Here is a 22,427-nt window from a genome sequence, read left to right as displayed (position 1 = left end):
ATATTTTTGTAATTAACTGAAAAAGATATTATTGCAATCAAAATAGCAACTTTAAAGTCTTTTTAAGAAGAGTTATTAGATAAAAGCCGGAATAGTTATTTTGCGGCTGATACACAAATTAAATGGATCTCCCCAGCTGGCAGCCCTAAAAAATCTAAAAATTTTAGCAATTTGCCTGATAATTTGTAATTTGCACATCTAAAACCGTGAAGCCGTAAAAAAAATCTAATCTGCCCATCTAAAATCTGCATACCTATATGACCCCATTACAAGCCCTGCAAAAATATTTTGGCTATAGCGCGTTCAGGCACCAGCAGGAGGCCATTATTCAGCATGTTTTAAATAAGCAGGATGTGATGGCGCTGATGCCCACCGGTGGCGGTAAATCATTATGTTACCAGTTACCTGCAGTATTGTTGAATGGACTTACCATTGTTATATCACCGCTTATTGCCTTGATGAAAGACCAGGTTGACAGCCTGAATGTAAGTGGCATCCCTGCAGCGTTTTTAAACYCGGCCCAAAACCCCGATGAGCAGAAGCGATTGGTTGAGCAGCTTAGAAACAACCAGGTAAGGCTCCTGTATTTGGCTCCCGAACGTTTGTTTGGCGGTGATAATAAAATGATCGCCTTTTTAAAAACCCTTCCGGTAGTACAGATAGCCATTGACGAGGCGCACTGCATTTCGTCATGGGGCCATGATTTCAGGCCGGAATACCTGATGCTGGCACAGCTAAAAACCGAGTTCCCGAATGTGCCTGTCATCGCGCTTACCGCTACTGCCGATAAGCTGACCCAAAAGGATATCCTTGAAAAATTAAATCTTCATAAACCTGCAGTATTTGTATCCTCATTCAACCGGGCTAATATTACCTACCGGGTTGTACCCAAAAAGAACAGCTTTAATCAGCTTATTGCTTTTTTGAACGAACGCAAGGATGAATCGGGCATTATATATTGCTTGTCGCGTAAATCAACCGAAGACCTGGCTGCCGACCTAAAAGATGAGGGCTTTGCCGCGGAGGCCTACCATGCCGGTTTAGGTAACGAAGTAAAAGTAAATAACCAGGAAGCTTTTTTGCGTGATGATGTAAAGATCATTGTAGCAACCATAGCCTTCGGGATGGGCATCAATAAGTCAAATGTGCGTTACGTGGTGCACATGGATCTGCCTAAAAACATTGAAGGCTATTACCAGGAAACCGGCAGGGCCGGACGCGACGGCCTGGCATCAGAGGCATTATTGCTTTATTCGCCGGGAGATGCGGGTAAATTGCAACATTTTGCACGCATTGAGGGCAACGAGGCGCAAAGCCGCATTATGCTCAATAAGCTGAACGATATGGTGAAATATTGCCAGCTGCAGGCTTGCCGCAGGCAGTATCTGATGAATTATTTTGATGAGGCCTTCCCCCCCAATTGCGGCTCATGCGATTTTTGTTTAACCGAGTTTAAACGTTTTGATGGTACGCTGATAGCCCAAAAGGCGCTATCGGCTGTTGCCCGGTTAAATGAACGCTTTGGTGTTAACTATGTGATAGACTTTTTACGCGGATCGAAAACCGAAAAGATCCGCGATGAACATAAACAGCTAAAAACCTATGGCATTGGCGCCGATATCAGCAAACCCGACTGGCAGCGCTATATACGCGAGCTGATTACGATGGATTACCTGCACGTTACCGATGATGGTTACCCTGTAGTAAAACTAACCAGCCAAAGTGCTGCCGTATTAAAAGGCTTGCAAAAGGTTGAATTTATTGAAAGCGAGATAATAGAAGAAACCCATACCCATGTACAGGCTCCACCACATGAGGCCGAATTATTGAGCCGGATTAAGAGTGTACGTAATGATATTGCCAAGTTGGAAAATGTACCGGCTTACATTATCGTGTCTGATGCTACCCTGCTTGAAATGGCCACCTTTCTGCCCCAAAGCCTGGATGAACTGCGTTTGATCTCGGGCTTCGGCGATGTTAAGCTTGCCCGTTACGGTCGTGAGCTGTTGCAGCCTGTTAAAGATTATTGTAAAGAAAAAGGGCTGGAATCCAAAATAGCCTATAAATCGCCCAAACGGGAGCGCAAACCCAAAACCGACCGGGTGGAGCGAACCCCAAAAGCACGCAAAACCAACGATACCCGTACCGAAACTTTTACTATGTACCGCCAGGGTAAAAGCATACCCGAAATTGCAGCCGCCCGTGGCTTATCTCCAATGACCATTGAAGGTCACCTGAGTCACTTCATTGAATCGGGCGAGATAGATATCCTGGAGATAGTGCCCCAGCAAAAGATTCCTGCCATTAAAGATGCGGTGGAGAGCTATGGCAGCCAAATGCTTTCGCCGTTAAAACAAATTTTGGGCGATGATTACAGTTACGGCGAAATTAAAGCTGTAATAAGCTGGATGAACAAAGATCAATGATATATGTTACCTATCTTAGGTTGCTTAAATCTCCTATAACATGCAGGTATTTAAAATTAATTTTAGCCAAATCCGCTCCCTGTTTTTAATTGTTATTGCAGGTATTTTCACGCTTTCGTTTTGTAATAAGGCTATGGCACAGCCAAAAAATCAAATGGTGAGGCTGGCGAAGATCCAGGTTAATCCTGCGCAGTTAAATCAATATAACGCCGCCCTTAAAGAGCAAATGACAACCGCTGTTCATGTTGAGCCCGGGGTATTAACTTATTACGCCGTGGCCGATAAAGCAAATCCGGCACACATTACCATCCTCGAAATATATGCTGATACAGCCGCGTACAAATTACATATAGAAACACCTCATTTTAAAAAATACAAAAAAACGGTTCAGCATATGGTAAAATCATTGGAACTTGTTGATGTTAGCCTGATTGGCTTTGCCAAAAAACCTGATATGTAATTTTATACGCGCCCAAACCAATATATACTTATCAATCAATTAACTTTGTTGCTTAACATGCCCTTAACGCGGCCAGATTACGTATGACTACTCCCCAACAACTTTACCAGCTATATCTGCAACATCCTGTTATTAGTACCGATACCCGCAAAATTGCTGCAGGCAGCCTGTTTTTTGCCCTTAAAGGCGATAAGTTTGATGCCAATACCTTTGCCCAAAAAGCAATTGAAGCGGGAGCGGCCTATGCTGTAATAGATAACCCGGAATACCAGCTTGGTGAAAAATATTTACTGGTAGACGATACGCTAACTGCTTTACAGGACCTGGCCCGGCACCACCGCAGGCAATTAAAGATTCCCGTTATTGGCCTTACGGGCACTAACGGTAAAACCACTACGAAGGAGCTTATCAACGCCGTACTATCGCAACAGTTTAAAACCCAGGCTACACAGGGTAATTTAAATAACCATATAGGCGTACCGCTTACCATCTTAACCATAAATGCCTCGCATCAAATGGCGGTTATTGAAATGGGGGCCAATCACCAGAAAGAGATTGAACTGCTTTGCGGTATAGCCCAGCCATCGCACGGTTTAATCACCAATGTAGGTAAAGCGCACCTGGAAGGTTTTGGCGGAATTGAAGGAGTTAAGAAAGGCAAAGGGGAGTTGTACGATTATTTAAGTGGTGCGGGGAGCGAGGTTCGGGGAGCGGGTGTTACGTTTATTAATAGCGACGATGACACTTTAATTGATATGGCCGCCGCACGCAAGCTAAGCCAGGTGGTTTATTACGGGACCAATACAATTGACGATTTGATCAGCGGTGAACTGGTTGAAAACTCTCCTTTACTTACCCTGGAGTGGACTAACAATAAAACCGGCGAAAGCCATACCGCAAAAACACAGCTTACCGGGGCCTATAACCTGCATAATATATTAGCGGCTATAACCATTGGTACTTATTTTAATATGCCCGCCGCCGAAATCAACGCAGGCATCGAGGGTTATCAGCCTAAAAACAACCGCTCACAAATTGTTAAAACAGCTACCAACACGCTCATTTGCGATTACTATAATGCCAACCCAAGCAGCATGTTTGTGGCTATCGAGAATATTGGCAAGTTAGAAGCTAATCGAAAAGTACTTATCCTCGGCGATATGTTTGAGATGGGACCAGAATCAGCCCTTGAACATACTGCTGTTATTCAAAAAGCTTTGGATACCGAAGTTGATGAACGGATATTTATTGGAAAAGACTTTTTAAGTCAAAATTCAAAATTCAAAATTCAAAACCAGGAGGCTACTTTCTATGCTACCGCAGAGGAAGCCATCGCCGGCTTAAAGGCAAATCCGGTAACCGGTTCAACTATCCTGATAAAAGGCTCAAGAGGGATGGCCTTGGAGCGGTTAGTGGAGTTGTTTTAGTGCCCTAAAGTCATGTTGAACTTGTTTCGCCCCACTCACACAAGGTGTGGAGCCGGGAGCGTCCTGTCTTTTGAGGCGCTCAAACAAGTTGAGGATAACCCGCGGAAAAGAATCCGAAATTGAAATTCCCAATTCCGAAATTATTTTATCGCCAGCTCCGCCACTTCCTCACCCACCAAACTTCCCATTGCTACGCCCATACCGTTACACCTAACCGCGCAAAAAACACCAGGCTTTACCTCCTTCACTATCGGGCTTAACTCCTCGCCAAAGCCCATAATGCCGCTCCACCAATAATCAATTTCAATTTGCTGATCAGGCAGGATAACTTCATGCAGATAGCTTAGCAGCTTTTCCTTTACTATATCGGTATGCCCAAAGTCCCAGGTTTCTTCGGCTTTATAATCCAGGTTGCGGCCGCCGCCAAATAGTACCCGGTTATCAATATTACGGAAATAATAATAGCCTTCATTAAAATGATAGGTGCCTCTCAGCTTTAAACCGGATACTGGCCGGGTAACCAATACCTGCCCCCTGCCGGGAATCACATTAAGCTCAGGATATAATTGGCTGGCAAAGGCATTGGTAGCCAGTATCACCTTGCCTGCCTTAAAGTTTCCCTGGGTTGTTTGCAGGCAGATGTGTTTGTTTTCCTGTTCAATTGCCGAGATCTGCACATTGTTTAACACCAGTACCCCCAGCTGGTATACCTTATATAATAAGGTACGCATCATTTTACCGGTATGAATCTGCCCTTCAAACGGATTGTAGATCATGTGGCCTACCTTATTAAAGCCAAAACCTGCAATTTTTTCATCCGCCACTGAATAAATGTCAGGCCCGCCTATGGCTTGCCGTAATATTTTATTGAGGTGATCTACGCGGTCGAAAGCACTTTTTGCAGCATCGGCTTCATCCTCCATAAATAGCTCATACCCACCGTATTGATGATAGCCGATATTTTCGTCGCCCAGGTTTTGCCTTAAGCGCTGCAGGCCGCGCCACTTGTAATCAACCAGGCGCATTGCTTCAGCTTCGGATGAGCGATTTATTACTTCAATTTGTTCGCTTACTGTACCAAAACAGGCAAATCCCGCGTTTTTAGTACTGGCTCCCGATGGTAAAAAGCCCCGCTCCAACACCAACACTTTTAAAGCAGGTTGCTGCTTTTTTAAATGCAGGGCGGCGCTTAAGCCAACAAGGCCGCGTACAGGGCGACGAAGTATGGCCAATAATAGATGCTTCACTTCGTTCAGCATGACAAAAGGCTTGCAAACACTCATGAATATGCACGAAGCAACGACGGTGGAAATCTAAGATCTAAGAGAATTTTGACTTTTTAATTTTGAATTTTAACTTAATATGAATCATCTATCATTAATTATGGGATACATCGGCTTTAACTCGGCATGGTTACTGATGATTTTGGTTGCCCTGGTAAGCTTTATTGTACAGTGGCGATTTAAAAGTAAATTTAAACGATATTCGGAAATCGGCTTACTATCAGGCCTTTCTGGCCAGGAAGTGGCGGTAAAAATGCTGCGCGCGCATGGCATATTTGATGTGCAGGTAATGTGTGTTGAAGGCCAGCTTACCGACCATTATAACCCCGAAACAAAAACTGTTAACTTAAGCCAGGATGTTTATTATAGCAGAAGCATAGCCGCGGCTGCTGTTGCCGCTCATGAATGCGGCCATGCCGTTCAGCATGCGCAGGCCTATGCCTGGTTAAGCTTTCGCTCGGCTATGGTGCCGGTTATCAATGTGGCATCAACGCTAACCCAATGGACCCTTTTCATTGGCATAATGTTGTTGTTTTTTGCCAATAACTCTATCGTATTAGCTATAGGTGTTGCCGCCCTGGCACTGGTTACTTTCTTTAGCTTTATAACCCTGCCCGTTGAGTTTGATGCAAGCCGCCGCGCATTAGCCTGGCTCAACAACAATTATAGCATTATACAAACCACCGATGAGCATGAACTGGCTAAAGATGCCCTGTGGTGGGCCGCCATGACCTACGTTGTGGCCGCTATAAGTGCACTGGCTACCCTGGTATATTATGCCTCGTTTTTGTTTAACAGGCGGAATTGAGGATATGCGGATATGCAGATGTGCAAATTTCAGATGTGCAGATATGCAAATTAACTTCGTTGAGGGCTTTGCCGTTTCAGATGTGCAGATGATGTTATAAAAACCGCTTTATTTATCCGCTTCTTCATTGAATTCAAAATCTGCATATCTAAAATCTGCACATATTTTCGTACCTTCCTGTAACCTAAGTAAAAGTCCAGTAGTCAGAGAGGTTGTAACACATGCAAAGCAAGCTTTCAGATATCGATCTTATAGAACAGACACTGGCTGGCAACCAGTCGGCTTATGCCGACCTGGTAAAGCGGCACCAGCGTTTTGTGTTTACGCTGGCTATGCGTTTTGCTAAAAGCCGCGAGGATGCTGAGGAAATTGCACAGGACTGCTTTATAAAAGCTTACCGCTCGCTGGCCATGTACCAGGCGCAATCTAAATTTACAACATGGCTGTATACCATTGTATATAATACAGCCATGACATTTTTGAGAAAAAAAAGGGTGGCCACCGAGTCTATAGATGACGAGGGCACTTACATACAGGTTAAAAACCATGAGTCGGCTTATGATCCTGATAATGTGGAAAATAAATCGCGATCGTTTTACCTGAACCAGGCCATTGAGCAACTGTTACCCGATGATGCCACCATCATCACCTTGTTTTATAAGGGCGAGCAATCTTTAGAAGAAATTGCCCAAACATTGGGAATGGAGGCTAATACGGTTAAAGTAAAACTATTTAGGGCGCGCCAGCGTTTGAAAGATAAGCTGGAGCGTAATTTAAAACATGAGGTTAAAGAACTGATATGAACACCATTGAAGAAAAACTCTGGAACTACATTGATGGCACCTGCACACCGGCTGAGCAGGATGCCATTGCCCTGCTTATTGAGCAGGATGAGGTGTACAGGCAAAAATACCAGGAGTTGCTGCTGCTAAACCAGGAGTTTGCAAACATGGAACTTGATGAGCCATCAATGGCCTTTACCTATAATGTGATGGAAACCATCCGTACCGAAAATGCAAGTAAGCCTTTAAAGGCGGCCATTGATAAACGCATCATAATGGGCGTTGGCATCTTCTTTATTTTTACCATACTGGCATTGTTAGTGTTTACAATAGCCAACATTCATTTTTCCGGTTCGGCTGTTGATGTAAAGGTTACCCTGCCGGCCAGCATAAAAATGCCCAACATGGGCCATATTTTTAGCAGCCAGGTATTTAAATGGTTCCTGGTATTTGATGTAGTGCTGGCTTTATTTTTAGCCGATAGCTATCTGCGCAGAAAAAAGACCGTAAAACAGGCATAAAGTGTTTTGTATGGTGTACAACAAAAACGACAGTTGTTAACACAATTGTTCAGTTACCGGTAATAGCTTAAAAAAAACGCTCATTTTTTGAAGCAGAAAAGGCATTGAAATCAACTTGATAAAAAAAATCATAAAGTAGCCTACTTTGGTATAGTAATTGTATGATTGTATATGAACTGGTAATCTTACCGGTTTAATTGTGATAAGGTTTAGGTTGAAAGTCTCCCGGCGCAAGGTTGGGAGGCTTTTATTTTTACAGACTATCTGAATCGGAATTTTAGTACCAACAGAATTGAATTAGTCATCTGCTCATTTGCGTATCTGAAATCTGCACATCCTATTTATCATCTGCACATCCATACTCGTCTTCAAATTTGTTACAAACTATTTTTTTCTCTTTCCGTATAACCCGTTGCAACTAATAGCCTTTCCCCCTGATGGCTGTAATAAAACCAATTTTCTTATGTTCAATAGTGTTAATCCAGGTAATGACACTGATTTTAATTTCGAACGTTTTTTTGAACTATCCGCAGATCTTTTTTGTATTGCCGGCTACGATGGTTACTTTAAAAAGGTAAACTCAGCAGTATCAAAAGTACTGGGATATACCAATGAAGAACTTTTTGCCCGCCCTATAAATGAGTTTGTACACCCCGAAGACCAGGGTATCACCTCAAGAAACCGGGATAACCTGACACGCGATATCCCACTTTTAAATTTCGAGAACCGCTACGTAACCAAAAGCGGCAAAATTGTTTGGCTTGCCTGGACATCGATGCCTGTTGATAGCGAGCGGCTGGTTTTTGCTATTGCCAAAAACATCACACACAAAAAGAAGCAGGAAGAAGAAAGAAATGCCCTCATAACCCATCTGACCACAATAAACAACGAACTAAAGCAGCTAACATATACCACATCGCATGATCTGCGGTCGCCTGTGAGTAATTTGCTATCGGTATTTAATTTTATAGATGTTTCAAAGATACAGGATGAAGAAACGGTTGAATTTATAGGCATGCTGAAAGCCGCTTCGGAAAGTTTAAAGGATACATTAAATAATTATATTGATGTTTTGAGCCAGAAAGATAGTTTAAATGTACATGTGGAAGAATTGGACATTAATGATTCATTAAACACAATTTTATATTCGCTAAACTCATTATTACAGCATTCAAACGTTACCATAAATGTAAACTTTGCTGCAAACAGTACCATCAAATTTAACAAAGCATACCTGGAAAGTATTTTCCTGAACCTTATCACCAACTCCATAAAATACGCCCGTCCGGATGTTCCACCAGCCATTACCATTAGTTCGGGAATTAATAATGGTATCAAACAAATAATATTTGCCGATAACGGGCTGGGTTTTAACATGGAAGATGTAAAAGACAAGATTTTTGGCCTTCGCCAAAAATTTCATCAGCATCATGACAGCAAGGGCATAGGGCTTTACCTGGTACATAATCACATTACCAGCCTGGGCGGGCATATAACCCTTTAAAGTAAACCCAATGAGGGTGCTAAATTCACTTTATCGTTTAAAAACTAATCTGCTCATATTTTTGCCTGTATTAAAAACCTTACATTAATTAAACATTGATATTACATACCTTTGCGGTTTGCTCCTGGTTGGTAAGGCGCTTATTCAAAATAGATAAAAAGCATGTACGATATTTGTTGTGTAGGGCATATTACATTAGATAAAGTGGTAACACCTCGCGCGGTTGCACACATGGCCGGCGGCACCTCCTTTTATTTTTCCAATGCCATCCGCAATATGGATGTCAGTTATACACTCGTAACTACACTTGCCCAAAGCGAAATGGTTGTTGTTGAAAAACTACGCTCCAAAGGGACTAAGGTAAATGCGTCTGTAGGCGGGCTTTCTGTTTATTTTGAAAATATCTACTCCCAAAACCAGGACCACCGTACCCAGCGGGTATTGCAAAAGGCCAATCCTTTTACTGTTGAGCAACTGCAGCAAATAGATGCACAAATTTTTCACTTAGGGCCGCTGTTGGCCGATGATATGCCTGTTGAACTAATCAAAGAACTGCATAGCCGCGGCCGTGTTTCGTTAGATGTGCAGGGTTATTTACGCAAGGTTGAAAATACAAACGTGGTGCCTGTTGACTGGGCAGATAAACGGGAGGCTTTGCGCTATGTAGATATCCTGAAAGCCAACGAATACGAAACCGAAGTACTTACTGGCAGTAATGATATTTTTGAGGGTGCGCGTATTTTGGCCGACTGGGGGGTTAAAGAAGTGGTGCTTACCCTGGGCAGTATGGGCTCTGTTATTTATACCGATGGTGTTTTTTACAATATTCCGGCTTATGCGCCCATAGCGGTTGTGGATGCTACAGGCTGTGGCGATACCTATATGGCAGGCTATTTATACCAGCGTATAAAAGGTGCATCATTTCAGCAGGCAGGCGAGTTTGCAGCAGCTATGGCCAGTTTTAAAATTGAATCATCGGGACCATTTACAGGCACCGAAGAGGATGTAATGAACTTACTGGAGAATGGCGTGAAGGTATACAGTTACTGAGCCTTTAATTTTTTATAATTTATACAGGCCAGCCATAAAGCTTAGTTAACAGCGCTATATTCAGTTAACTAATACGCATTTCTATAAAACCCTTTCGCACTTTTATTAGTTATATCAATGTATTAAAACGCATTGGTAATGAGATCTATCTGGAAAGGTTCAATTGGTTTTGGGTTGGTGAGTATCCCGGTTAAGCTGTATTCGGCCGTGCAAACGTCATCACTTAATTTTGATATGCTTGATGGCCGGGATCATGCACGCATCCGCTATCAGCGGGTAAATGAGCGCACACATAAGGAGGTGCCTTATGATAAAATTGTAAAGGGCTATAAGCTGAGCAATGATGACTATGTGATAGTTGAAGACCAGGATTTCGAGGATGCTGCACCCGAAAAAAGCAAAATAGTTGAAATAGAAAGCTTTGTTAATATCGCCGATGTGAATCCCATGTTTTATGAAACATCCTATTACACCGAACCCGATACCCCCAATAATAAAGCCTATGCCTTACTGCTGAAAGCGCTCACCCAATCAAAAAAAGCCGGGTTGGCGCGATTTGTTTTACGCAGCACCGAGAGCCTTTGCATTGTGCACCCCGTTGAAAACGTATTGGTTATTACCCGCATTCGTTTTGGGCAGGAAATACGCGGCACAGAGGAGCTTAATGTTGGCCATGACGTTGGCATAAGCAAAAAGGAGCTGGATATGGGCCTCGCGTTGATAAATCAGTATGCCGAAGATTTTGATGTATCTAAATTTAAGGATGAATACAATGATGAATTGCTGAAGATCATCAAAGCAAAATCAAAAGGCAAACGTGCTACTGTTAAAAAACTTAAACCCCATAAAACCAGCAGCGATGACCTTTATGATCAGTTAATGAGTAGTTTGAAAACGAAAAAAGCCTGATGTATGTTGCTCCTGGCTCAAATAAGCACGATTATCAGGGATGGGCATAATCGTTAAATAAACTGTTATTTACTTACTTTAGCGAATAAGCTTCCATCGCCTATGAAAACTACCGTTTACGCTATATTTATTGGGGTTGCATTTGCCGCTCTCAGCTCCTGCTCGCCCAAAGGACCATACGCTATAACCAACAAGGTGTACAGGCACCAGGCAGATTCGGTACTGAAGGTGATCAGTCGCGAGCAACCCGCCATGCTGGTTGATAGCCTGGGTGCTGCCATTCCCAGCGAATGGGTTGGTACCGTAAACTTCAACGCCCGCAAGCCAAACTATGTAATTATTCACTACACGGCGCAGGATTCGGCCAAACAAACGCTTAAAACTTTTACATTGGTAAAGCCCCAGGTGAGTGCCCATTATGTAGTTGGCAAAGATGGCAAGGTATATCACATGCTTAACGATTACCTGCGCGCCTGGCAGGCTGGCATTAGCAGGTGGGGCAGCATAAGCGATATGAATAGCTGTTCTATAGGTATCGAAATTGACAACAACGGCCATGAACCTTTTAATGATGTACAGGTAAAGAGCGTGCTGACCTTACTGGCCCAGCTTAAAAAGGCTTATAACATCCCTACGACAAATTTTATTGGCCACCAGGACATTGCCCCCGCCCGCAAGCCAGATCCAGGTTCGCTGTTTCCCTGGAAGCTGTTGGCCCAAAAAGGTTTCGGCTATTGGAGCGACGAACTGCTGGAGCTACCACCCGACAACTTTGACTATGCAACAGCCCTGCGCCTCATAGGCTATGATACCAGCAACCTGCCAGCTGCAATAACAGCCTTTAAACGCCACTTTGTACAAATTGAAGACAGCCCCGCCATGACGCAGCTGGATTTGAATGTGTTGTATAATGTGTATAGGAAGTATTGAAGGGCGGTGAAAGGGTAAAGGCGAAAGGTAAAAGGTTGCTGCCACTGGGGGCAATAAAAAAGGCGAAAGGAGATCATCCTATTCGCCTGTGTTAAAACCTTTCGCCTTTTGCCTTTAGCCTTTCTTAACCCACCCGTCTTTTAGCGTAACTGTTCTGTTGAAAACTAATTTATCGGCTGTTGAGTACTTATCCAGTGTAAAATAGCCTTTGCGCATAAACTGTACCGGAGTACCGGGCTTGGCGTTGGCCAGGTCGGGCTCAATGTAGGCTGTTTTAATTATATGCAGGCTGTTGGGGTTAATGTAGTCCTTAAAGTCACCCTCCTCGCTTTGCGGATTCTCTACCTGGAAAAGGCGATCGTAAAGCCTCACCTCGGCGGTTTTGGCGTGTGGTACGCTTACCCAGTGAATAGTTCCCTTAACGTTGATGCCGCTGGTATCATTACCAGATTTAGATTCGGGCAGGTAAGTACAGCGAATCTCGGTTACATTGCCATCGGCATCTTTAACAAAGTCGTCGCAACGAATAATGTAAGCGTTTTTCAACCTCACCATCAGCCCAACACCCAGCCGGAAAAACTTCTTAGGCGGAACTTCCATAAAGTCTTCACGCTCTATCCACAACTCACGGCTAAAAGGGAACTCGCGGCTACCATCACCACCCTCAACCTCGGGGTTGTTTTCGCCATGCATCGTTTCTACTTCGCCTTCAGGGTAGTTAGTCAGGATACATTTTATAGGATCCAGCACAGCCATACGGCGCCATGCGGTTTTGTTCAGGTCCTCGCGGATACAAAACTCCAGCAGGCCAACATCTATCATGTTTTCGCGTTTGGCCACGCCAATACGTTCGCAAAACTCGCGGATACTGGCAGGGGTATAACCCCGGCGGCGTAAACCACTAATGGTAGGCATTCGCGGGTCGTCCCAGCTCTCTACATATCCTTCTGTAACCAGTTGCAGCAGCTTGCGCTTGCTCATCACGGTGTAGTTGAGGTTTAACCTTGCAAATTCATATTGTTTGGATGGAAAGATACCCAGCTGTTCAATAAACCAATCATATAAAGCACGGTGAGGTATAAATTCCAGCGTACAGATGGAGTGGGTTATCTCCTCAATAGCATCCGATTGACCATGGGCAAAATCGTACATCGGGTAAATGCACCAGGCATCGCCTGTACGGTGATGGTGCGCATGCTTAATGCGGTACATCAAAGGATCGCGCAGATGCATGTTGGGTGCTGCTAAATCAAGTTTAGCCCGTAGCACCTTGGCGCCATCGGGGTATTTACCGGCTTTCATATCGGCAAACAGCTCCAGGTTCTCTTCCACCGATCTGCTGCGGTATTGGTTGGGTGTACCAGGTTCTGTAGGTGTCCCTTTCTGTACAGCAATCTCTTCTGCTGTGCTGTCATCTACATAAGCCAGGCCTTTTTTGATAAGGGCAACAGCAAATTCATATATCTTGTCAAAATAGTCAGACGCGTATAATTCTTCGGCCCATTCAAAGCCCAGCCATTTTACATCCTCCTTAATACTGTCAACATATTCAACATCCTCTTTAACGGGGTTGGTATCGTCAAAGCGCAGGTTGGTTTTGCCGTTATATTTTTGCGCCAGTCCAAAGTTTAAGCAAATGGATTTGGCATGGCCGATGTGCAGGTAACCATTAGGTTCGGGCGGAAAACGGGTTAACACCCGGCCTCCGTTTTTGCCGGCGGCTATATCTTCTTCAACAATTTCCTCTATAAAGTTCAATGATCTTTCTTCGCTCATAAACAACAGTTATCAATAACCACAAAAGTAACAAAATTTTTAAGCCGCTAACTTTATAAACGGGAACTGGTGTATTGACAATTAGCGCATGGTTATTATGATAAAATAATTAAATTTGAAACAGCTTAAATCAAAAACCTATACAGAATATGAACACGTACCAGGATCCTTACACAAATTTTCAGGATATGACGCCCGAAGAAATGGGCTTTTTACAACAAGCCACCGCCGGACTAAATGAAAATCAAACCAAATACTTTTACATGGTTTACACCAGCAAACGCAAAAACGCGCAGGAAATATTATTGTTTACCTTACTTGGTYTTATTGTAATTGCAGGCGTACAGCGTTTTGTACTTGGGCAAATTGGTATGGGTTTACTTTATCTTTTTACCGGCGGCTTTTGCCTTATTGGTACTATTGTTGATTTGATAAACAATAAATCGCTCACGTTAGAGTATAATAAAAATATGGCTTATGAAAGTCACCGCATGGCTATGTTAACCCCATAAAATTAACCCTGCCATCTTATAGTTAAATTTGTTCATGAAACTATCCATCCTTACCGCCTACCTTGAAAGTCTTGCACCACTGGTTTACCAGGAAGATTATGATAACGCAGGTCTTATAGTAGGTAACCCCGACCAGGAAATAACACAAGCCCTGCTTTCTTTAGATTGTACCGAAGCTGTGGTTGAGGAAGCCATTGCTACAGGTTGCCAGGTAATTATATCGCACCATCCTATTGTTTTTAAAGGGTTAAAAAAGTTTAACGGCAAAACTTATGTAGAACGCGTGGTAGAAAAAGCCATCCGCAACCGCATAGCCATTTACGCCATTCACACTAATCTTGATAACGTGATGACCGGGGTAAATACCCGCATTTGCGATACACTGGGCTTAAAAAACTGCCGCATACTGGCACCAAAACACAACCTGCTTAAAAAGCTGGTAACATTTGTACCCCACAGCCATGCCGATGCCGTGCGCGATGCCTTATTTGCGGCGGGAGCAGGCAATATTGGTAATTACAGTGAAGTTAGCTTTAATGCCGAGGGACTGGGCACTTTTAAAGGCAATGATGCTACCGTGCCCTACATTGGCGAACCGGGTAAACGCCACCGGGAAAATGAGATTTGCATCCAAACCGTTTACCCGGCCAACCTGGAGAGTAAAATAATCATGGCGTTGATACTGGCCCATCCATATGAAGAGGTGGCTTATGACCTTTATAGCTTAACCAACCAAAACCAGCAGGTTGGCTCGGGTATGATAGGTGAGCTGGAAGTGCCGCAGAACCAGGAATCGTTCCTGTTTCATGTAAAAGATAAGATGCGTACCCATGTAATTAGGCATACAGCATTTACCGGCAAACCCATTAAAAAAGTAGCCGTTTGCGGTGGTGCGGGAGGCTTTTTACTGAAGCATGCTATGGCCGCCGGAGCCGACATTTTTATCACTGCCGACTACAAGTATCACGAGTTTTTTGATGCCGAAGGAAAAATAGTGATAGCCGACATCGGACACTTTGAGAGTGAACAATTTACGGTGCAATTAATGTATGATATAATTAGAAAAAAATTCCCTATCTTTGCCGTCCGTTTAACAGAAGTAAATACAAACCCCGTCAAATATTTTATTTAATGGAACAAACCGTAGAACAAAAGCTTAAAGCTTTATACGAACTACAAACCATCCACACTAAAATTGATAGAATTCGCCAGGTAAGGGGTGAACTGCCAATGGAAGTTGCCGATTTGGAAGATGATGTTGCTGGCCTTGAAACCCGCATACAAAAGATCAAATATGAGCTGGATGATGTAGAGGATGAAATAGTAACCCGCAAAAACCTGATCAAAGACGCCCAGGCAAATATTAAAAAATACGAAGCGCAGCTTAACGAAGTTAAGAATAACCGTGAGTATGATGCCATATCAAAAGAAATTGAGATACAGGGATTAGATATACAGGTAAGCGAGAAAAAAATAAGGGAATATGGTTTTGAGATCTCCTCAAAAACGCAGGTGTATGAAAAAGCCCTTGCCGACCTGGAAGCCCGCAAAAGCGATCTGGAAGCTAAAAAAGATGAGTTAGGCGTTATTACTGCCGAAACCGAAAAAGAAGAGAACGATCTTGTTGCACAGGCAGAAAAAGCTATTCCAAACATCGAGGAGCGCTTGCTTACAGCTTACAACCGTTTGCGTCAAAATGCCAAAAATGGTTTGGCTGTTGTAACTATCCAGCGCGATTCATGTTCAGGTTGTTTTAACCAGATCCCGCCTCAGCGCCAGTCTGATATCCGTCAGCGTAAAAAGATCATCGTGTGCGAGCATTGTGGACGTATCCTTGTTGATGAGCAGATGGCCTTAGAAGCAGAGACTATATAAGCAAAGCACTTAAATAATATGAAAGGCATCTATAGGATGCCTTTTTTTGTGAAACAGCTTTTATGCCCAGATCAAGGATTCTTTATTTGATGCTTTCGGTCGCAACCATTATTATTGGCCTGCTATCCCGGCATTTTAAATTTATTCCGCTGTTTATCGGCGATATTCTTTGGGCGCTGATGGTTTACTTTATCATGCGTTTTCTGCTCATCAATAAGCCTTTAAAATTCGCTATTATAGCAAGCCTTTTATTTTGCTTCGCGATAGAGTGTAGCCAGCTTTATAAAGCACCCTGGATAAATAATTTACGGCACAGCATCTTTGGCAGGCTGGTTTTAGGAGAAGGCTTTTTGTTTAGCGATCTATTGTGCTATACAGTTGGCATAGGAGTTGGTGTTCTGTTAGATTTATACACCATTAGAAAAAAGCACAAACTCATTTTTAGGCAATAATTGATTTACAGATAACATTCGTAGCTCAAAACATACTTGTCTGCCGGCCCTTCTTAGGCACAAATAAGCTGTAATCATATTCCGGCATTTCCCGGCCCGCCATAAAACGATTACAAGCCATCCGGAACATCTGGTGGATAGATTCAGCTATCTTACCTTCGCCGCTCATCCGTCGCCCAAAATTGCTGTCGTTTAGTTGCCCGTCGTGACATTCTCGAATCATGTTCAGCACTTTTTCCGCTCTATCAGGAAAGGCTTTGTAGATCCAGTCGCTAAATATTTCGGCAATGCTGCCGTTAAGGCGCACAATGGTAAATCCCGCAGCCAACGCGCCCCTGTCAGCCGCGGCCTTAATAATGTTGGGCACCTCATTGCTATTCAGGCCCGGGATGATAGGAGCCGCCATTACCCTAACGGGGATCCCCTTCTCTGATAGTTTTTGCACAACGGCCAACCTACCCGTTGCAGTTACCGTACGTGGTTCGAGCTTTTGGCGCAATTGCTCGTTAAGCGAGGTGATAGAAACGTTAACATGCACCAGGCTCATGGCAGCCAGCTCGGTTAAGATATCCAGGTCGCGCAGGATAAGATTATTTTTGGTGATGATAGCAACCGGGTTTTTATACTTCAAAAAAACCTCCAGCAGTTTTCTCGTTATTTGTAAGCTACGCTCAATCGGTTGGTAACAATCAGTATTGCCCGATAGCAGGATGCACACCGGTTTATAATTCTTTTTATTAAAATATTGCTCCAAAAGCTCGGGCGCGTTCCGCTTTACAATTATTTTGCGCTCAAAATCAAGCCCGGCACTAAAACCGTAATATTCATGAGTATTACGGGCATAGCAATAAATGCAGCCATGCTCGCAACCCTGGTAAGGGTTTATAGAGTACATATGGCTAAGGTCTGGGCTGTTTGATTCGCTTACTATCTTTTTGGGCGTTTCCTCAAAAAGCTGGGTTAAGCTATTTTCAAGCAAGGGCTCGTCGAGCCCTTCAATATGGTCGGCCACATATTTGTTTTTCAGGAATTTATTGTGGGTATTAACCTGCGCCCCCCTGCCTTTAAAAAAGTCTGGGTTATCTTCATGTGCCATAAGGCAAATTTGCTAATTAAATTAGCAAATTACAAATCAACCAGCTTGTTTTTTATGCTGTATAAAACCAGGCCAACGCGGCTTTTAATTTGCAGTTTTTCAAAAAGTTGGTCGCGGTAACTATCAACTGTACGCACGCTTATGCACATGGTATCTGCAATTTCCTTGTAGGTGAGTTCGGTGCTGGTGAGGCGTAAAAATTCAATTTCACGCGGATTTAGTTTTACCTGTGCCGCTTTATCTATATTAAAATTATTCAGCAGGTGCTTGGTAACAAAATCGGGGTAAAAAAGGTCACCTTCCGAAACTTTACTCAATGCCCTTTCAAACTCATCGGGCTCCGCGTCTTTTAACAGATAGCCTTTTACTCCTGCCATCACCATTGATAACACCTTTTCGGCATCCTCAAACATGGATAGAATGATAACCCGGATAGATGGATGGTGCTTTTTAAGCCATTGGGCGGTTGATGTACCATCCATAACAGGCATATTAATGTCAAGCAAAATAATATCAGGTATAATTCCCTCGGCAATATTGTCTATCAGTTCTTTACCGTTTGCGGCCTCAAACAGAATACTATAGCCGCCAAAACTATCTATTAGCGCGGCCATGCCACTCCTAAAAAGGCGGTGATCGTCAACCAGGGCTATTTGAATCGGTTCCGTTAGCATAAATTTCTTGTACCAGGGGGTTCAATGACAGCTTAATAGTGCAACCTTTTTGGGGTGAGCTGCTTATAACCGCCTCTGCTCCAATCAAACCTGCCCTGTTTGTCATGTTACGCAACCCCGATCCACTCTTGTCGTTAAGCAATTCGGGCTGGAAACCAACGCCATCATCTTCGATGGTTAAATTAAACATTTGTGTGTTATAATGCAAACCTATTTTAATGTTTGCGGCATCTGCGTGTTTCAACACATTATTTAATGCCTCCTGGAATACCCTGAACAAAACCAGTTCGCGCTGTTCGCCCAGGCTGTAAACTTCGCCTTCCACCGTTACATCCACATGAATAAGCCCGCTTTTATTGATCCGGACAGCCTCCATCTCTAATGTTTTTACCAGTCCCAATGCGCTTATATGCTCAAAGCTAAGGCTTTTTGAGAGGTTACGCAGATCTGTAATGGTTTGCGCTACAAGCTCACGGGTATCATTTAATTTGGTCTGCTCATCACCATCAAGCTTTTTGCCCAACAGGCCAAGATTAAGTTTTACAAATGATAATACCTGGGTAATATTGTCATGCATTTCGCGACTAACATAGTTAAGTGTTTCCTCCTGGATCTCGATACGGGTTTTTAGCAATTCCTGCTTAAATGATGATTTTAATTCGGCTTTTTCGAGTGCGTTTTTGTTCTGCTTTTTTTGAAACATCAACAAAAACCCAACCATAAAAAATCCAAGCAATAGCAATAATGCAGTACCTGCAATTATTATAAGGATAACTTCTTCGTCTTTGAACAGCATAAAAAGGCAGATATTAAAAGTGAATTGAGCAACAAATTTGAAAGCCCCGGAATAGTTGCTCCCAAAATATAAAAATGATAATTATTTTTATATGCCATGTAGCTAAAACATGAAATAAAAAAGTAAACCCTTAGCAACTAAAAACGGTGAATGTTTTAAAGGCCGAAGCCCCCGCGGTCTTTCAAATAAATTACGGCAGTAAAGGTAATACTATGATTTAGTCCGTTTGTTTTTAGATGAGCATAGGAAAGCATATATCAAAATGGCGTTTAAGATCAGGTTGGAAATGCCCAGGATGGCGTAAGCTAAAATAGAAAAATGATAATTGTTTTTATACACCATGTAATTGAAAAAGGAATAATAAAAAGTAAGCGAAAGAAAATAAAAAAGCAATCCTGTAGCAACCAAAAACGGTGGATGTTTTAACAGAAAAAGATGCGCCGGGGCTTCCTCAAGCAGATTATAGTAATAAATACAAACCAATGATAAAATAAACAAACCCTGTAGTACAATGGCTATAGTAGCTCTTTGCCAAAACCCCTGAATATAAAAAATATCAATAAAAGATAATAGTATTACAACAGCAGACAAGATACACGCTCTTCTTTTGTATATTGGTCTTTTATCCTGCGATATAATGAAATACGTGAACATCACAAAATCAAATATGTTTTCTAAGTTATTAGCCCATGCATTACTGTGCTTAATCGTCAGCAGGTTAAAAAAATCTGCGCTTACATATACAATCAACAAAGCAAAGTATGGCAAAAACGGCTTAAAACTATCGTCAAACGATTTATACGCGTAAAGGCATACAGCAAATGTTATAGGTAGAGAAAGAAGATAAAAGTTAAATAATAGCATTCAATATTCACGATCTTTAAATTACATGCTAAAATAGTGCAACGCCGCAATTATTGTAGGGATAGCGCCTTCTTTGGAAAGCATAAAAAGGCAGATATTAAGAGTGAATTGAGTAACAGGTTTGATATCCCCGGAATAGTTCTCGCCAGTATAAGAAAATCATAATTGCTTTTATATGCCATGTAACTATAACAGGAATAATAAACCGAATTTGAAAGGAAGTAAAAAAACACCCCCGTAGCAGCCAAAAACGGTGGATGCTTTAGAAGTATCAAGTGCTCACGGGCCTCGGCCAACAAATTGTAATAATAAATGCAAATTAAAGTCAAAATAAATAGCTCCTGCAATATTATTGCCGGAGTATTTAACCTCCAAATTCCTTGGATAAAAACCATATCGATAAGTGAAATAAGGATTATAACGCCCGCGAATATGTATACCTTCTTTTTATACAATGCATCACCACTAAAAGAGGTGATTAAATAAGTAAAAAGGATAAACTCCATTAATGAAACATTGTTGTTGCACCAGGAGTTGGTATGGTTAATTATAAGCAAGCCGCGCATACTGGCAACTTCAACACAAATTACAAACGCTAGATACCAAGGAAACCATTTAAAGTTTCTATCGAGCCGTTTATACGCATATAAACAGCAAAAAAAAGTTATAATTAGGGATATGAAATAAAGATTGTATAACATGCAATATTGATGAAGCTAAATGAGAACAGCATGTCTTGGTTTTATCCTGAGTGATTTGTTCCATCTGTCCCATGTATTTTTTAAATGTAGCCCAAAAGCCAATACAAGCAATGGTGCTGTCTGCAATTATTTCAAAGATAACTTCTTCGTCTTTGAACAGCATAAAAAAGTGTAAATTAAGAGTGAATTGAGCAACAAGTTTGAAAGCCCCGGAATAGTTGCCGCCAAAATATAAAAATGATAATTGTTTTTATATACCATGTAGCTATAACACGAATAATAAAAACTCTTTGAAAGAAAATAAAAAAGCAAGCCCGTAGCAACTAAAAACGGCGGATGCTTTATAAGCGCCAAACCCTCCTCTGCTTCTTCGAATAAATTATGATAATAAATGCAAATTAAAGTCAAAATAAATAAAGCTTGTATTACCATTGCTATGGTGTTCAACTTCCAAACTCCCTGGATAAAGGCCATATCAATAAGTGAAAACAGTATTACAAAAGCAGCAGGTATGTATACCTTTTTTTTATAGGATTCTCTTTTTGCAAGAGTTGTCATAAAATAAGTAAAAAGGATAAACTCTGTTAATTCCTCGATGTTGCCTGCCCAGGAGTTGGTATGATTAATTATAAGCCAGTTAAAAAATTCGCCGTTTCGAAAACAACAGTAAATGCCAGGTACGGCAGAAACCACTTAAAGTTCGTATCTAACTGCTTATAAGCATACAAACAAAACAAAAATGTCAAAATTAAGGATACGTAATAAAGATTGTATAATAACATGCAATACTTATGGTCTTTAAAATATAAATGCTAAAATAGCTCATCCAGAAGCATTTTTTTTAATTATCCTAAATATTGCATGTTAAAAATTAAACCTGTTAACAAAATCAGACACAAGTTGGCGGACCGGTTTTTCCAAAGTTGAGCGGCTCTGACCCCGCAGCAAGTACATCTACTGTCTGAAGCAGCATCGGCATGACTGCTATCTTATTCATGGCACCGGCAAGAACAACCGTTGTGTGGTTGTGTGTCCTTCCGGTGCCGTCATGAGCCAACTATTTTATTTGCTTTAAAAGAGCAAATAAAGGCATATATTAACAAGGCATTAAGCATCAAATTAGCAAGCCCTGGAATAGTTGATGCCAAAATATAGAAATGATAATTGTTTTTATATACCATGTAGTTAAAACATGAATAATAGAAAGAAAGCGAAAGAAAATAAAAAAGCAAGCCTGTAGCAACCAAAAACGGTGGATGTTTTAACAGAAAAAGGTGCTCTGGAGCTTCCCTAAGCAGGTTATAGTAATAAATACAAACCAATGATAATATAAAGGATCCCTGTAGTACAATGGCTATAGTAGCTCTTTGCCAAAACCCCTGAATATAAAAAATATCAATAAAGGATAATAGGATTACAACAGCAGATAGGATACGCGCGTTTCTTTTATATAATGGTCTTTTATCCTGCGATATAATAAAATATGTGAACATCACAAAATCCAATATGTCTTCTAAGTTATTAGCCCATGCGTTACTGTGCTTAATCATCAGCAGGTTAAAAAAATCTGCAGTTACGTAT

Annotated in this window: 21 protein-coding genes; 14 read left to right on the top strand and 7 right to left on the bottom strand. The window is 41.9% G+C overall.

From position 1 onward, the window contains the following. Positions 1-257: 257 nt before the first annotated feature. The 3 genes from recQ to AC1DPZ_RS09960 all read left to right on the top strand — a co-directional run bounded on the left by recQ (position 258) and on the right by AC1DPZ_RS09960 (position 4,313). The gene (gene recQ / locus AC1DPZ_RS09970) at positions 258-2,426 is read left to right on the top strand and encodes a DNA helicase RecQ (RefSeq protein WP_477402826.1); all 2,169 of its coding nucleotides are present in this window, start codon (positions 258-260) and stop codon (positions 2,424-2,426) included. Positions 2,427-2,466: 40 nt separating this feature from the next. Next, the gene (locus AC1DPZ_RS09965; RefSeq protein WP_477402825.1) at positions 2,467-2,886 is read left to right on the top strand and encodes a putative quinol monooxygenase; all 420 of its coding nucleotides are present in this window, start codon (positions 2,467-2,469) and stop codon (positions 2,884-2,886) included. A gap of 83 nt (positions 2,887-2,969) precedes the next feature. Beyond that, positions 2,970-4,313, top strand: coding sequence for a UDP-N-acetylmuramoyl-tripeptide--D-alanyl-D-alanine ligase (locus AC1DPZ_RS09960; RefSeq protein WP_477402824.1), 1,344 nt, complete (start codon positions 2,970-2,972; stop codon positions 4,311-4,313). Between the two features lie 140 nt (positions 4,314-4,453). Here AC1DPZ_RS09960 and AC1DPZ_RS09955 read toward each other — a convergent pair whose 3' ends face one another. Next, positions 4,454-5,560 carry an NAD(P)/FAD-dependent oxidoreductase gene (locus AC1DPZ_RS09955; RefSeq protein ID WP_477402823.1) on the bottom strand — a complete coding sequence of 369 codons (1,107 nt, stop codon included), beginning with the start codon at positions 5,558-5,560 and terminating at the stop codon, positions 4,454-4,456. Positions 5,561-5,696: 136 nt separating this feature from the next. On the opposite strand from AC1DPZ_RS09955, the gene AC1DPZ_RS09950 reads away from it, so the two are divergent. From AC1DPZ_RS09950 to AC1DPZ_RS09920, 7 genes are all read left to right on the top strand, one after another. After that, the gene (locus AC1DPZ_RS09950) at positions 5,697-6,404 is read left to right on the top strand and encodes a zinc metallopeptidase (RefSeq protein WP_477402822.1); all 708 of its coding nucleotides are present in this window, start codon (positions 5,697-5,699) and stop codon (positions 6,402-6,404) included. 221 nt (positions 6,405-6,625) lie between these two features. Then, the gene (locus tag AC1DPZ_RS09945) at positions 6,626-7,207 is read left to right on the top strand and encodes an RNA polymerase sigma factor (protein ID WP_477402821.1); all 582 of its coding nucleotides are present in this window, start codon (positions 6,626-6,628) and stop codon (positions 7,205-7,207) included. Next, complete coding sequence (locus AC1DPZ_RS09940) at positions 7,204-7,707, top strand: anti-sigma factor (RefSeq protein WP_477402820.1); 504 nt, start codon at positions 7,204-7,206, stop codon at positions 7,705-7,707. The genes AC1DPZ_RS09945 and AC1DPZ_RS09940 overlap by 4 nt, the downstream gene beginning before the upstream one ends. Positions 7,708-8,170: 463 nt before the next feature. Next, the gene (locus AC1DPZ_RS09935) at positions 8,171-9,211 is read left to right on the top strand and encodes a PAS domain-containing sensor histidine kinase (RefSeq protein ID WP_477402819.1); all 1,041 of its coding nucleotides are present in this window, start codon (positions 8,171-8,173) and stop codon (positions 9,209-9,211) included. 162 nt (positions 9,212-9,373) lie between these two features. Next, a complete protein-coding gene (locus AC1DPZ_RS09930; RefSeq protein WP_477402818.1) occupies positions 9,374-10,261 on the top strand; it encodes a PfkB family carbohydrate kinase in 888 nt (295 codons plus the stop codon). A 138-nt stretch (positions 10,262-10,399) separates the two neighbouring features. Beyond that, on the top strand, positions 10,400-11,170 hold the full coding sequence (gene ku, locus AC1DPZ_RS09925) for a non-homologous end joining protein Ku (protein ID WP_477402817.1): 771 nt from the start codon (positions 10,400-10,402) through the stop codon (positions 11,168-11,170). Between the two features lie 102 nt (positions 11,171-11,272). Then, positions 11,273-12,100 carry an N-acetylmuramoyl-L-alanine amidase gene (locus AC1DPZ_RS09920; protein WP_477402815.1) on the top strand — a complete coding sequence of 276 codons (828 nt, stop codon included), beginning with the start codon at positions 11,273-11,275 and terminating at the stop codon, positions 12,098-12,100. A 114-nt stretch (positions 12,101-12,214) separates the two neighbouring features. On the opposite strand, the gene AC1DPZ_RS09915 is transcribed toward AC1DPZ_RS09920, so the two are convergent. Continuing rightward, a complete protein-coding gene (locus tag AC1DPZ_RS09915; RefSeq protein WP_477402814.1) occupies positions 12,215-13,876 on the bottom strand; it encodes a glutamine--tRNA ligase/YqeY domain fusion protein in 1,662 nt (553 codons plus the stop codon). Positions 13,877-14,025: 149 nt separating this feature from the next. On the opposite strand from AC1DPZ_RS09915, the gene AC1DPZ_RS09910 reads away from it, so the two are divergent. The 4 genes from AC1DPZ_RS09910 to AC1DPZ_RS09895 all read left to right on the top strand — a co-directional run bounded on the left by AC1DPZ_RS09910 (position 14,026) and on the right by AC1DPZ_RS09895 (position 16,715). Beyond that, positions 14,026-14,388, top strand: a complete 363-nt coding sequence (locus AC1DPZ_RS09910) for a TM2 domain-containing protein (RefSeq protein ID WP_477402813.1) — start codon at positions 14,026-14,028, stop codon at positions 14,386-14,388. Between the two features lie 34 nt (positions 14,389-14,422). After that, positions 14,423-15,520 carry a Nif3-like dinuclear metal center hexameric protein gene (locus AC1DPZ_RS09905; RefSeq protein ID WP_477402812.1) on the top strand — a complete coding sequence of 366 codons (1,098 nt, stop codon included), beginning with the start codon at positions 14,423-14,425 and terminating at the stop codon, positions 15,518-15,520. Then, complete coding sequence (locus AC1DPZ_RS09900; protein ID WP_477402811.1) at positions 15,520-16,263, top strand: zinc ribbon domain-containing protein; 744 nt, start codon at positions 15,520-15,522, stop codon at positions 16,261-16,263. Before AC1DPZ_RS09905 ends, AC1DPZ_RS09900 begins: the two co-directional genes overlap by 1 nt. Positions 16,264-16,325: 62 nt before the next feature. Next, positions 16,326-16,715 carry a ribosomal maturation YjgA family protein gene (locus AC1DPZ_RS09895; protein ID WP_477402809.1) on the top strand — a complete coding sequence of 130 codons (390 nt, stop codon included), beginning with the start codon at positions 16,326-16,328 and terminating at the stop codon, positions 16,713-16,715. A 25-nt stretch (positions 16,716-16,740) separates the two neighbouring features. On the opposite strand, the gene AC1DPZ_RS09890 is transcribed toward AC1DPZ_RS09895, so the two are convergent. The 5 genes from AC1DPZ_RS09890 to AC1DPZ_RS09870 all read right to left on the bottom strand — a co-directional run. Further along, positions 16,741-17,811 (bottom strand): PA0069 family radical SAM protein, encoded by a 1,071-nt coding sequence (locus tag AC1DPZ_RS09890; RefSeq protein WP_477402808.1) that lies wholly within the window; start codon positions 17,809-17,811, stop codon positions 16,741-16,743. 29 nt (positions 17,812-17,840) lie between these two features. After that, positions 17,841-18,485: a response regulator transcription factor gene (locus AC1DPZ_RS09885; protein WP_477402807.1), complete on the bottom strand. Its 645-nt coding sequence runs from the start codon at positions 18,483-18,485 to the stop codon at positions 17,841-17,843. Further along, positions 18,451-19,281: a sensor histidine kinase gene (locus tag AC1DPZ_RS09880; RefSeq protein ID WP_477402806.1), complete on the bottom strand. Its 831-nt coding sequence runs from the start codon at positions 19,279-19,281 to the stop codon at positions 18,451-18,453. Before AC1DPZ_RS09880 ends, AC1DPZ_RS09885 begins: the two co-directional genes overlap by 35 nt. A gap of 210 nt (positions 19,282-19,491) precedes the next feature. After that, complete coding sequence (locus tag AC1DPZ_RS09875) at positions 19,492-20,145, bottom strand: hypothetical protein (protein WP_477402805.1); 654 nt, start codon at positions 20,143-20,145, stop codon at positions 19,492-19,494. Between the two features lie 1,747 nt (positions 20,146-21,892). Beyond that, positions 21,893-22,427, bottom strand: a 535-nt coding sequence (locus tag AC1DPZ_RS09870) for a hypothetical protein (protein WP_477402804.1), incomplete at its 5' end; no start/stop codon positions are given.

The sequence above is a fragment of the Mucilaginibacter sp. P4_G9 genome, assembly GCF_056400985.1.
Note: the sequence above shows the minus strand (reverse complement) of the source record. Positions and strands in the feature narration are given on the sequence as shown.